Origin of the sequence: Streptomyces sp. NRRL S-340 (genome assembly GCF_000720185.1) — a bacterium.
GTDB lineage: Bacteria > Actinomycetota > Actinomycetes > Streptomycetales > Streptomycetaceae > Streptomyces.
On sequence record NZ_JOIY01000015.1, the window covers coordinates 147,942 to 160,460 of the forward strand.

9 protein-coding genes are annotated in these 12,519 nt (G+C 73.5%); 5 read left to right on the forward strand and 4 right to left on the reverse strand.

What is annotated here, in order from left to right; genetic code table 11:
• The first annotated feature begins 154 nt into the window (after positions 1 to 154).
• The 3 genes from IG64_RS14730 to IG64_RS14740 all read left to right on the forward strand — a co-directional run bounded on the left by IG64_RS14730 (position 155) and on the right by IG64_RS14740 (position 5,483).
• Positions 155 to 1,468, forward strand: a complete 1,314-nt coding sequence (locus tag IG64_RS14730) for a sensor histidine kinase (RefSeq protein ID WP_234438516.1) — start codon at positions 155 to 157, stop codon at positions 1,466 to 1,468.
• The gene (locus tag IG64_RS14735) at positions 1,465 to 2,142 is read left to right on the forward strand and encodes a response regulator (RefSeq protein ID WP_037855872.1); all 678 of its coding nucleotides are present in this window, start codon (positions 1,465 to 1,467) and stop codon (positions 2,140 to 2,142) included. The genes IG64_RS14730 and IG64_RS14735 overlap by 4 nt, the downstream gene beginning before the upstream one ends.
• A 215-nt stretch (positions 2,143 to 2,357) precedes the next feature.
• Positions 2,358 to 5,483, forward strand: coding sequence for an efflux RND transporter permease subunit (locus IG64_RS14740; protein WP_037855873.1), 3,126 nt, complete (start codon positions 2,358 to 2,360; stop codon positions 5,481 to 5,483).
• Between the two features lie 112 nt (positions 5,484 to 5,595).
• Here the strand turns inward: IG64_RS14740 and nadA are convergent, their stop codons facing one another.
• Positions 5,596 to 6,780, reverse strand: coding sequence for a quinolinate synthase NadA (nadA, locus tag IG64_RS14745; protein ID WP_037855959.1), 1,185 nt, complete (start codon positions 6,778 to 6,780; stop codon positions 5,596 to 5,598).
• 306 nt (positions 6,781 to 7,086) lie between these two features.
• On the opposite strand from nadA, the gene erpA reads away from it, so the two are divergent.
• Positions 7,087 to 7,443: an iron-sulfur cluster insertion protein ErpA gene (gene erpA, locus IG64_RS14750; protein WP_037855876.1), complete on the forward strand. Its 357-nt coding sequence runs from the start codon at positions 7,087 to 7,089 to the stop codon at positions 7,441 to 7,443.
• A gap of 84 nt (positions 7,444 to 7,527) precedes the next feature.
• Here the strand turns inward: erpA and IG64_RS14755 are convergent, their stop codons facing one another.
• Together IG64_RS14755 and IG64_RS14760 are read right to left on the reverse strand one after the other, a co-directional pair.
• Entirely contained in the window at positions 7,528 to 9,342 is a 1,815-nt protein-coding gene (locus IG64_RS14755) for a hypothetical protein (protein ID WP_037855877.1), read from the reverse strand.
• A gap of 406 nt (positions 9,343 to 9,748) precedes the next feature.
• Complete coding sequence (locus IG64_RS14760; protein WP_037855879.1) at positions 9,749 to 9,973, reverse strand: hypothetical protein; 225 nt, start codon at positions 9,971 to 9,973, stop codon at positions 9,749 to 9,751.
• A gap of 131 nt (positions 9,974 to 10,104) precedes the next feature.
• Here IG64_RS14760 and IG64_RS14765 point away from each other — a divergent pair, with 131 nt between their 5' ends.
• Positions 10,105 to 11,079 (forward strand): carbohydrate kinase family protein, encoded by a 975-nt coding sequence (locus tag IG64_RS14765; protein ID WP_037855881.1) that lies wholly within the window; start codon positions 10,105 to 10,107, stop codon positions 11,077 to 11,079.
• A 35-nt stretch (positions 11,080 to 11,114) separates the two neighbouring features.
• Here the strand turns inward: IG64_RS14765 and IG64_RS14770 are convergent, their stop codons facing one another.
• Positions 11,115 to 12,494 carry a cysteine desulfurase/sulfurtransferase TusA family protein gene (locus tag IG64_RS14770; RefSeq protein WP_037855882.1) on the reverse strand — a complete coding sequence of 460 codons (1,380 nt, stop codon included), beginning with the start codon at positions 12,492 to 12,494 and terminating at the stop codon, positions 11,115 to 11,117.
• Positions 12,495 to 12,519 lie beyond the last annotated feature (25 nt).

A 12,519-nucleotide genomic window follows, 5' to 3' on the forward strand; every position in this document is an offset into this window, starting at 1 on the left:
CGGGCGGGCAGCCCCTCCCGGCCGAGGAGCCTCGGCCTGACGGCCCGCCGGGTGAGGACGCGCGCCGGGAACCCCGGCCCGGATGAGCGCTCCGGGGCCGGGTGCCCCCCACGGCACCGCTCCCGCACCGCCCGAGCCCGTACCGTTGGCACACGTGACGACCCTCGACCGCATCCGCAGCCGGCTCACGGCGCACCCCCTCGCACTGGACGCGGGCATCGCGGCGGGGGTGCTGGTCTGCATGGTGGCCGGCTCCTTCGTGGGTCCGCGCGGGGAACACGGCGTCAGCTGGGCGGTGCGCACACCGGAGCCGCTCAGCCTGGTCCTGATCGCCCTCGGTGCCGCCGCCCTCGTGCTGCGCCGCCGCGTCCCGCGCACCGTCCTCGCCGTCACCGGCACCGTCTCGCTCGTCGAATGCGTCACCGGTGACCCGCGCGCCCCGGTCGCCATGTCCGCCGTCGTCGCCCTGTTCACCGTCGCCGCCGCCACCGACCGCCCCACCACCTGGCGCCTGGGCCTGTCCACCATGACCGTGCTGACCGGCGCCGCCATGCTCGGCGGACCCGAACCCTGGTACGCCCAGGAGAATCTCGCCATCTTCGCCTGGACCGGCATGGCCGCCGCGGGCGGCGACGCCGTCCGCAGCCGCCGCGCCTTCGTCCGCGCCATCCGCGAGCGCGCCGAACGCGCCGAACGCACCCGCGAGGAGGAGGCCCGCCGCCGGGTCGTCGAGGAGCGCCTGCGCATCGCCCGTGACCTGCACGACGTCGTCGCCCACCACATCGCCCTGGTCAACGTGCAGGCCGGTGTCGCCGCCCACGTCATGGACAAGCGCCCCGACCAGGCCAAGGAGGCCCTCGCGCACGTCCGGGAGGCGGGCCGCTGCGCGCTGGACGAACTGCGCGCCACCGTCGGCCTGCTGCGCCAGTCCGACGACCCCGAGGCCCCCACCGAACCCGCCCCCGGCCTGGACCGGCTGGACGACCTCGTCGGCACCTTCCGCAGCGCGGGCCTGCACGTCGAGGTCGCCCGCGCCGACAACGGCACCGCCCTGCCCGCCGCCGTGGACCTCGCCGCGTTCCGGATCGTCCAGGAGGCCCTCACCAACGTGCAGAAACACGCGGGCGGCCGGGCCAGGGCCGAGGTCAGCGTCGTACGGGTCGGACCGAACCTGGAGATCACCGTCCTGGACGACGGCGCCGGCGCGGACGGCGTCCCTCCGGTCGGCGGAGGCGGCCACGGGCTGCTCGGCATGCGCGAGCGGGTCACCGCCGTGCGCGGCACCCTCACCACCGGCCCCCGCTACGGCGGCGGTTTCCGCGTCCATGCGATCCTTCCCGTCAGGACCGACACCGGCACCCGCACCGAGCCCGGCACCGGCACGAGGACCGGCACCGGCACCGGTGCCGACGGCCGCGCCGGTACGTGCGCCCGCACCCGCATCCGCCCCCAGGGGGACACCGCATGACGATCCGTGTCCTGCTCGCCGACGACCAGGCACTCCTGCGCAGCGCCTTCCGCGTGCTCGTCGACTCCGAGCCCGACATGGAGGTGGTCGGCGAGGCGTGCGAGGGCGCCGAGGCGGTCCGCCTGGCGAAGGAGCAGCGCGCCGACGTCGTCCTGATGGACATCCGCATGCCCGGCACCGACGGCCTCGCCGCCACCCGCCTGATCAGCGCCGACCCCGCCCTCGACCAGGTCCGCGTGGTCATCCTGACCACCTTCGAGGTCGACGACTACGTCGTGCAGTCGCTGCGTGCGGGCGCCTCCGGCTTCCTCGGCAAGGGCAGCGAACCCGAGGAACTGCTGAACGCCATCCGGATCGCGGCCGGCGGGGAGGCGCTGCTGTCCCCGGCGGCCACCAAGGGCCTCATCGCCCGCTTCCTCGCGCAGGGCGCCGACGACGGCCGCGACCCGGTGCGCTCGGCCCGGCTGGACGCGCTGACCGGGCGCGAGCGCGAAGTGCTCGTCCAGGTCGCCGGCGGCCACTCCAACGACGAGATCGCCGAACGCCTCCAGGTCAGCCCGCTGACCGTGAAGACCCACGTCAACCGGGCCATGTCCAAGCTGGGGGCGCGCGACCGGGCCCAGCTCGTCGTCATCGCCTACGAGTCCGGTCTGGTCCGCCCCCGGGTGGACTGAGCCCGCCGCACCCCGGTACATCCACGGGTGGAGCGCCCTCCGCCCGGGCGTACTGCGGCCGGAGTAGGCGTGCCGTACGGAAATGGACCAGGGGTCTACGGATCACCGGGTGCCCGTGCCCCAGGGTGTAGGGGTGGGCGCCGCTGCGCGCCCGTGCCGCTCCGCCTGCCGCTCCGCCTGCCACTGTGGCGCTCACAGAAGAGAGACCCTGACCCATGTCCTGGCTGTCCAGATTCAGCCTCGCGCAACGGGCCCTGATCGGACTGATCTCGATCGTCGCCCTCGTCTTCGGGGCCATCGCGATCCCCCAGCTCAAACAGCAGCTGCTGCCCAGCATCGAGCTTCCCGTGGTGTCCGTGCTCGCGCCCTACCAGGGTGCCTCCCCGGACGTGGTGGAGAAGCAGGTCGTCGAACCGCTGGAGAACAACCTCAAGGCCGTCGACGGCATCACCGGCGTCACCGCCACCGCGAGCGAGGGCAGCGCCGTGATCACGGCGTCCTTCGAGTACGGCAACGACACGCAGCAGCTGGTCGCCAACGTCCAGCAGGCCGTCAACCGCTCGCGCGCCCTGCTCCCGGACGACGTCGACCCGCAGGTCGTCGCCGGGTCCACCGACGACATACCCACCGTGGTCCTCGCCGTCACCTCCGGCAAGGACCAGCAGGCGCTCGCCGACCAGCTCGACAAGACGGTCGTACCGGCCCTGAAGAACATCGACGGCGTCAGCCAGGTCACCGTCGACGGTGTGCGGGACCTCCAGGTCACCGTCACCCCCGACGACGCGAAGCTCGCCCGTGCGGGTCTCACCGCCGCCGACCTGGCCCAGGCCCTCCAGGCCGGCGGCGCCACCGTCCCGGCCGGTTCCTTCGACGAGGACGGCGCCAACCGGACCGTGCAGGTCGGCGGCGGCTTCACCGCACTGCGGCAGGTCGAGGACCTGATGGTCGCCGGGGGCGCCGGTCAGGGCGGCAACCGCGCCGGCAAGGCGCCGGTCCGCCTCGGCGACGTCGCCACCGTCCGCCAGCAGCCCGCCGAGGCCGACTCCATCACCCGCACCGACGGCCGGCCCAGCCTCGCCGTCTCCGTCACCCTCGACCACGACGGCAGCGCGGTCGCCGTCTCGGACGCCGTCAGGGACAAGCTGCCCGAGCTGCGCAAGAACCTCGGCTCCGACGCCAAGATCACCACGGTCAGCGACCAGGGCCCGGCCGTCTCCAAGTCCATCGAGGGCCTGACCACCGAGGGCGCCCTCGGTCTGCTCTTCGCCGTCCTCGTCATCCTGCTCTTCCTGGCGTCGCTGCGCTCCACTTTGGTGACGGCGGTCTCCATCCCGCTCTCCGTGGTCGTCACCCTGATCGTCCTGTGGACCCGCGACCTGTCGCTGAACGTCCTGACGCTGGGCGCGCTGACCATCGCCATCGGCCGCGTCGTCGACGACTCGATCGTGGTCCTGGAGAACATCCGGCGTCACCTCGGCTACGGCGAGGAGCGCCGCGAGGCGATCCTGGGCGCCGTGCGCGAGGTGGCCGGCGCGGTGACGTCCTCGACGCTCACCACGGTCGCCGTGTTCCTGCCGATCGGTCTGGTCGGCGGGCTGGTGGGCGAGCTGTTCGGCCCGTTCAGCATCACCGTCACGGTGGCCCTGCTGGCCTCCCTGCTGGTGTCGCTGACGGTCGTGCCCGTGCTGTCGTACTGGTTCCTGCGCGCCCCGAAGAACATGCCGGCCGACCCGGAGGAGGCCCGGCGCAAGGCGGAGGAGAAGGAGACCAGCAGCCGCCTGCAGCGCTTCTACGTGCCCATCCTGCGCTTCGCCACCCGCCGCCGCCTCACCAGCGTGCTGATCGCGGTGGCCGTGCTGGCCGGCACCTTCGGCCTGGCCCCGCTGCTGAAGACCAACTTCTTCGACCCCGGCGACCAGAAGGTGCTCAGCGTCAAGCAGGAGCTGAAGCCGGGCACCAGCCTGGCGGCCACCGACGCGCAGGCGAAGAAGGTCGAGAAGCTGCTCGCCGGCACCAAGGGCGTCAAGGACTACCAGGTGACGGTCGGCTCCTCCGGCTTCCTGGCGGCCTTCGGCGGCTCCACGGACGCCAACCACGCCTCCTACCAGGTGATGCTGGAGGACTCCGCGTCCGCCGAGGACGTCCGCAAGGACATCGAGGCCGGGCTGCACAAGCTGTCCGGCATCGGCACCACCACCGTCAACGCCGGTGACGGCTTCGGCGACCAGGACCTCAAGGTCGTCGTGAAGGCGCCCGACGCGCGGTCCCTGCGCACCGCCGCCGAGCAGGTCCGCAAGGCGGTCGCCGGGCTCGGTGACGTCAGCGACGTCACCAGCGACCTCTCGCAGAGCGTGCCGCGCGTCTCCGTGCGGGCGAACAGCAAGGCTGCGGCGGCCGGCTTCACCGAGCAGACCCTCGGCGCGGCCGTCGCCCAGTCGGTGCGGGGCACCACGGCCGGCAAGGCCGTCCTGGACGACACCGAGCGGGACATCGTGATCAAGTCGGCGAAGCCGGCCAGGACGCTGGCCCAGCTGCGCGACCTGCGCCTCGGCCCGGTCAGGCTCGGCGACATCGCCACCGTCGAGCTGGTCGACGGCCCGGTCTCCCTGACCCGGATCGACGGGCAGCGCGCGGCGACCGTCACCGCCAAGCCGACCGGTGACAACACCGGCGCCGTCAGCACCGAGCTCCAGTCGAAGATCAAGGCGCTGGACCTCCCGGCCGGCGCGACGGCCGAGATCGGCGGTGTCACCTCCGACCAGAACGACGCGTTCAAGAACCTCGGCCTGGCCCTGCTGGCGGCCATCGCCATCGTGTTCATGCTGCTGGTGGCGACGTTCCGCTCACTGGCCCAGCCGCTGATCCTGCTGGTCTCCATCCCGTTCGCCGCCACCGGCGCGCTCGGCCTGCTGATCGCCACGGGCACCCCGCTGGGCGTCCCGGCGATGATCGGCATGCTGATGCTGGTCGGCATCGTGGTCACCAACGCGATCGTCCTGATCGACCTCATCAACCAGTACCGCAGGCAGGGGTACGGGGTCGTGGAGGCCGTGGTGGAAGGCGGGCGCCACCGTCTGCGCCCCATCCTCATGACGGCCCTGGCGACCATCTTCGCCCTGCTCCCGATGGCCCTGGGCGTCACCGGCCAGGGCGGCTTCATCGCCCAGCCGCTCGCGGTGGTCGTGATCGGCGGCCTGATCACCTCCACCCTGCTCACGCTGCTCCTGGTCCCGACGCTCTACGCCATGCTGGAACTGCGCAAGGAGCGCCGCGCGAAGAAGCGCGCGGCCAAGCGGCAGCCGGCGCGGGAGACGGAGGAGCTGGAGCCCGCGGGCGTGTGACGCGGCAGCACGGCGAACGGCCGGGACTCCCGTACAGGAGGCCCGGCCGTTCGCCGTGCGGTGTCTGCTCGGCGCCTGCGGGCGGAGGACATCCCGGTCCCGCCCGCAGCTCTTACGGCAGCGCCAGCATCCGCTCGAGCGCCAGCTTGGCGTAAGTCTCTGTCTCCTTGTCGACCTCGATGCGGTTGACCAGGGTGCCCTCGGCCAGGGATTCGAGGGCCCAGACCAGGTGGGGGAGGTCGATGCGGTTCATCGTCGAGCAGAAGCAGACCGTCTTGTCGAGGAAGACGATCTCCTTGCCCTCGGGGGCGAAACGGTTCGCCAGGCGGCGGACCAGGTTCAGCTCCGTGCCGATGGCCCACTTGGAGCCGGCCGGGGCGGCCTCCAGCGCCTTGATGATGTACTCCGTCGAGCCGACGTAGTCCGCCGCGGAGACCACCTCGTGCCTGCACTCGGGGTGGACCAGGACGTTCACGCCGGGGATGCGGGCGCGGACGTCGTTCACCGAGTCCAGGCTGAAGCGGCCGTGCACCGAGCAGTGGCCGCGCCACAGGATCATCTTCGCGCCGCGCAGCTCCTCCGCGCTCAGCCCGCCGTTCGGCTTGTGCGGGTTGTAGACGACGCAGTCGTCCAGGGACATCCCCATGTCCCGCACCGCGGTGTTGCGGCCCAGGTGCTGGTCGGGCAGGAACAGCACCTTCTCGCCCTGCTGGAAGGCCCACTCCAGGGCCCGCTTCGCGTTCGACGAGGTGCAGATGGTGCCGCCGTGCCGGCCGGTGAACGCCTTGATGTCGGCCGAGGAGTTCATGTAGGAGACGGGGACGACCTGCTCGGCGACGCCCGCCTCGGTCAGGACGTCCCAGCACTCGGCGACCTGCTCGGCCGTCGCCATGTCGGCCATCGAGCAGCCGGCGGCGAGGTCCGGCAGGACCACCTTCTGCTCGTCGTTCGTCAGGATGTCCGCGGACTCGGCCATGAAGTGCACACCGCAGAAGACGATGTACTCGGCCTCCGGCCGCGCCGCCGCGTCCCGGGCCAGCTTGAAGGAGTCGCCCGTGACGTCGGCGAACTGGATGACCTCGTCACGCTGGTAGTGGTGGCCGAGCACGAAGACCTTGTCCCCGAGCTTCTCCTTGGCCGCGCGGGCGCGTGCCACCAGGTCCGGGTCGGACGGGGCGGGGAGGTCGCCGGGGCACTCGACGCCGCGCTCGCTCCTCGGGTCGGCCTCGCGGCCGAGCAGCAGCAGGGCGAGGGGCGTCGGCTGAACGTCGAGCTCCTGGGGCTGGGCGGTGGTCACGACACGCACCCTTTCTACTTTTCGTCGAATTGACGTTATCTATCATAACCGCTTCACGTCACTTTGACGATGTCCATCGTGTCGATGTGACGTGAATCCCGGCACCGCCACGGCCCGGGGCCGGCGCGCCGCCACCGCCGCGGCCGGCCGTCCACAGGGCCCTGCCCGGTCCCCGGCGGGTGTGCGAGCATGAAGGGGGCGAGCATGGACAAGAGAACAATCAAGTGCCCGGCCCGGAATGAATCCGCGGCCTTGCCGGTTGCACTCGTCGGCAAGCAGTCTCCGTACAACCCGGGAGAGATGTAGATGTCCGTATCGGACGAGACCACCACCGTCACCGACGGCATCATCCTGACCGACGCCGCCGCGTCGAAGGTCAAGGCCCTGCTCGACCAGGAAGGCCGCGACGACCTCGCCCTGCGGGTCGCCGTCCAGCCCGGCGGCTGCTCCGGCCTGCGCTACCAGCTCTTCTTCGACGAGCGTTCGCTCGACGGCGACGTGGTGAAGGACTTCGGCGGTGTCAAGGTCGTCACGGACCGCATGAGCGCCCCGTACCTCGTCGGCGCCACCGTCGACTTCGTGGACACCATCGAGAAGCAGGGCTTCACGATCGACAACCCGAACGCCACGGGTTCCTGCGCCTGCGGCGACTCCTTCAGCTGAGCCGCGGCCCCGGCGCGACGGGAAACGCACGGAAGGCGGCAGCCCCCGCGAGGGCTGCCGCCTTCCGTGCGTCTCCGCCCCGGCTCAGCGCACCGGCGTCCCCGACTGGGGCAGTCCGGCACCCGCCGCCCGGGAGGGGATCGCCCGGCCGTCCGCCCCGACCACCGCCCGGCCGTCCAGCGGCCGGTCCAGGCGCACGGTCCGGTGGAACACCTTGGCGATCATGATGCAGACCTTGCCCCGCCAGGGCGTCTCGGTCACCGTGACCGTCACCCGCCCGGAGTCCTCCCGGGCCGAGACCCGGTAGTCGGCGCAGACGCCGCCCTCGAAGGTCACGGTCAGGTCCCTGCCGTGGGCGCTGTAACCGGCCGGCCGCACCTCGCGGACGGCCGGAGCGGCCGTACCCGTCCCGGCCGCGGGGCCGGACGGGTCCGATCCGCCGGGCCGCGGCTCGGCCTGTCCGGCCGGCGCGCTCGACGAGGCCAGGTACTTCGGGTCGACGGCCGGGTACGTCACCGTGAAGGCGTCCTGCCCGGCCGCCCCCCGCACCCGGAACAGCCAGGACGGCACCAGCGTCTGCCGCCCGCCGGACGGGTGCGCGGCCAGTCCGAACACGGCCTTCTCGACGGTCAGCGTGTTCCGCGTGCCCTTGCCGGGGCCGGACGCGCCGCACGGGGTCTCCAGCCGGTCCTTCAGCGGCACCGGCCCGGTGCAGCCGCCGACGCCCGTGCGGCGGTCGGCGCCCGGCGCGGCGTTCATCAGGTCCAGTGTCCGGCGCGCGTCCAGCACGGGGTACGTGTCGCCCTTCACCGGCCTCCCCAGCTGCCCGCTGCCGCCGATCACCCCGCCCTGCGGGTCCAGGATCAGGCTCGTCGCCCAGCCCTGGGTGGGCAGCCCGCCGACCACCGGATCGGCGTTCACCACCCGCTGCGCGCCCTGGGTCCGGCTCGCGTCCACCTTCGCGTCGTCCTGACCGGCCGCCTTGAGCACCGGCGCCGCCGCCTTCAGCGCGGCGGCCACGCCCACCGGGTGCGCGGCGGGGGCGGCGGGGTCGTGCCCGCACACCACGCCCTTGCAGTCGTCGGTGCCCGGGGCGTACCGGTCGAACGTCCAGGTGCCCGGCGCCGACCTGCCGATCCGCAGCACCGGACCGCCGCCGTCCTTCACGTTGCCGACCCGCCACGCCTGCCCGTCGGCCACCGGCGTGCCCGTGATGCCGAGCGCCGCGGCGAGCCGGGCCGCCTCGTCCCGGGTGATCTCGCCCCGCGCCGTGAACACCGGCGCCGAACCGGGGCCACCGGGCAGTGTGCCGACGGCCTTGTACGTGGTGCCGTACGGGTCGGGCTCCCCGGGGGCGATGCCGTTGGCACCGCCCGAGCCGCCCACGCCCCCGCCCGTGCCCGCTCCCGTGTTCGTGGCGGCCAGGACGTGGTCGTCCAGGACGAGCGGCGGGGGAGTGCCGTGCCCGCCCGGCGCCGCCGTGTCCGTACGGTCCCCGGAGGCGCCGGAGGCACTCGTGGAGAGGTACGCCCCGCCGCCGCCCACCAGCAGTACGGCCGCCGCGACCGAGGCGGCGACCAGGGGCGACCGCCCCCGCCCCGGACGCCCGCCACCGCCGGGCTCACCGTCGCCGCCCTCACCCTGCTCGCCGCCGCTTCCCGCGCCTCCGCTCCCGCCGCCCGCACCGCGCTCCGGGCCGGCCGGCGTCCCCTTCTCCTGGGCACCGTTCCCAGGGGCGCCGTTCTCCGGGGCTCCGCTCTCAGGCGCCTCGGCGGCGCGCCCCGAGGATTTCCCGGCGGGTCCGGCGCCGCCGGGCGCGCCCGCGTCCCGGGCAGTCCCCGCGGACCCCGCCGTCGCCGTCTCCACCGCGTCCTCGTGGTCGGGTCGCTCGGTGTTCACCGCATCGCTCCTTCGACTGCGCAGCCGTCCCGGTGACCCTGACCCGGCCCTGACAAAGTCAGCAGGCCGACGGGTCGTGTCCCGCGTCCCCCTACGGAGGACAGCGATGGGACGCACGGGAGGAGCGCCCGGTTCCACCCGCCGCCCACCGCACCTCGCCCACGGACCGCGCGACGGCCGGACCGCCGACGGACGGCCGGCAGCCCACGGACGGCGGCTGCCCTTCCGGGCCGCTCACCGAACTGGACCGCCGGACCGCCGGACCGCTCACGGACGGCCGGGCCGCTCTGATGGCCGCCCGTCCGCCCGCCCGTCCGCCCGCTCACGGCCGGACCCCTCCCCGGCCGCCGAAGCGCGCCGCCCCAGGACGGCCCGGCCGCGTCCGCCGGCTCCGGGCGCGCCGCGCTCAGTCCCCGTAGTCGGACATCGACTCCAGCAGCCGGGCGGACGAGTCCGGTACCGACACGCCGTGGATCCGGGCGGCGGACACCGTCCCCGGCCCCTCCGGCCCGGACTTCCGGTCCGGCGCCGACCAGCGCGGGGCCATCCGGGCACAGTCACCGCGCAGCGACGCCAGATCACCGTCCAGGTCGGCGGGGGCGGGGGCAGCATGGACCTCGTGGTTCGTCATGACCGAACCGTAAGCACGTCACACCCCGCCGAGAAAGATCTACTATCGGGTAGTTTCGCCCGCTTCAGCGCTCTGTGCGGAACGGGTAGCGTGAACTGTCCGTCCCTCCGCCCACCAGGAGCGTCCACGCCGTGCGCATCGCAGTCACCGGCTCCATCGCCACCGACCACCTCATGACCTTCCCCGGCCGCTTCGCCGACCAGCTCGTCGCGGACCAGCTGCACACGGTCTCGCTCTCCTTCCTGGTCGACCAGCTGGACGTGCGGCGCGGCGGGGTCGGCGCCAACATCGCCTTCGGCATGGGCCAGCTCGGCACCCGTCCGGTGCTGGTCGGTGCCGCGGGCGCCGACTTCGGCGAGTACCGCGCCTGGCTGGACCGCCACGGCGTCGACACCGCCTCCGTACGCATCTCCGAGACCCTGCACACGGCCCGTTTCGTGTGCACCACCGACGCCGACCACAACCAGATCGGCTCCTTCTACACCGGTGCGATGAGCGAGGCCCGCCTCATCGAACTGAAGACCGTCGCGGACCGTGTCGGCGGCCTGGACCTGGTGCTGATCGGCGCCGACGACCCGGAGGCGATGCTGCGGCACACCGAGGAGTGCCGCTCGCGGTCCATCCCGTTCGCCGCCGACTTCTCCCAGCAGATCGCCCGGATGAACGGCGACGAGATCCGGATACTGCTGGACGGCGCCACGTACCTGTTCTCGAACGAGTACGAGAAGGGCCTCATCGAGACCAAGACCGGCTGGAGCGACGCCGAGATCCTCGACCGCGTCGGCCACCGGGTGACCACCCTCGGCTCGCGCGGCGTGCGCATCGAGCGGTCCGGCGAGGACCCGATCGAGGTCGGCTGCCCGGACGAGGACCGCAAGGCCGACCCGACCGGCGTCGGCGACGCCTTCCGCGCCGGGTTCCTCTCCGGCCTGGCCTGGGGCGTCTCCCTGGAACGCGCCGCCCAGGTCGGCTGCATGCTCGCCACCTTGGTCATCGAGACCGTCGGCACCCAGGAGTACCAGCTGCGCCGCGCCCACTTCATGGAGCGCTTCACGAAGGCGTACGGCGACGAGGCGGCCCGCGAGGTCAGGGCCCACCTCGCCTGAGACGGTCCGTCAGGCCGTCGAGCCGGCCAGACGCGTCAGGAGATCCGGCGGACGAGGTAGGCCGTACCCCGCTCCGCCGGTTCCTCCCCGGCGTACTCCTGACCCCGCATCTCGCACCAGGCCGGGATGTCCAGGCGCGCGGCCTCGTCGTCCGCCAGCACGCGGACCGTGCCGCCGACCGGAACGTCCCCGATCACCTTCGCCAGCTCGATCACCGGGAGCGGGCAGCGCTTGCCCAGGGTGTCGAGGACCAGCTCCCCCGGCCGCGCGGCCGTCCCGGGCGCGGGCGGCGCGCCCAGCTTCTCCCGTACGCCCGCCACCACGCCCGGCAGCACCGACAGGAACCGCTCGACGTCCTCCTCCGGCGTCCCGGCGGGCAGCGACACCCGGACGTTGCCCTCGCTCAGCACCCCCATCGCCTTCAGCACATGACTGGGGGTCAGGGTGCTGCTGGTGCAGGAGGAGCCGGACGAGACCGAGAAGCCCTCGCGGTCCAGCTCGTGCAGCAGGGTCTCCCCGTCGACATAGAGACAGGAGAAGGTGACGACCCCCGGCAGCCGGCGGACCGGGTCGCCCACCACCTCCACGTCGGGCACCGACCGCGGCACCCGGGCCCGGATCCGCTCGGTCAGCTCCCGCAGCCGTACCGCCTCAGCCGCCGCCTCCGCCCGCACCGCCCGCAGCGAAGCCGCCGCGGCCACGATCGCCGGGAGGTTCCCGAACCCCGCCGCCCGGCCCGACTCCCGCTCGTCCACCGGGCCGCGCAGCGCGAACCGCACCCCCTTGCGCACCACGAGCAGTCCGACCCCGGGCGGCCCGCCCCACTTGTGCGCGCTCGCCGTCAGCAGCGACCAGCCGCCGCCCACCGGCCCCCAGCCCAGCGACTGGGCCGCGTCCACCAGCAGCGGCACACCGGCCGCCCGGCACACCTCGGCCACCTCGGCGACCGGCTGTTCGGTGCCGACCTCGTGGTTGGCCGACTGCAGACAGGCGAGGGCGGTGTCCGCGCGCAGCGCCCGCTCGTACGACGCGGCGCTCACCGCACCGCCCCGGTCGACCGCGACCCGGGTGGTCGTCCCGCCGTCCGCCTCGTGCGCCTCGGCCGAATGGAGCACCGAGGAGTGTTCGACGGATGACACGATCAGGTGACGTCCGACCCGGCGCCGGCCGGCCAGCGCCCCCGCGACACCGGTGTGCACCGCCTGGGTGCCGGACGAGGTGAACACCAGCTCGTCGGGCCGGCACCCCACCGCACCGGCCGCCGCCTCCCGGGCCGCGTCCAGCAGCAACCGCGCCCGCCTGCCCTCCTTGTGGAGGCGGGCGGGATCGGCCCACCCCTCGTCGAGCGAGGCGAGCAGCGCCTGCCGGGCGACGGGGTGCAGGGGGACGGCGGAAGCAGCGTCGAAGTAGGACACGTGCTCACGCTAAGCGCTCCGCGGG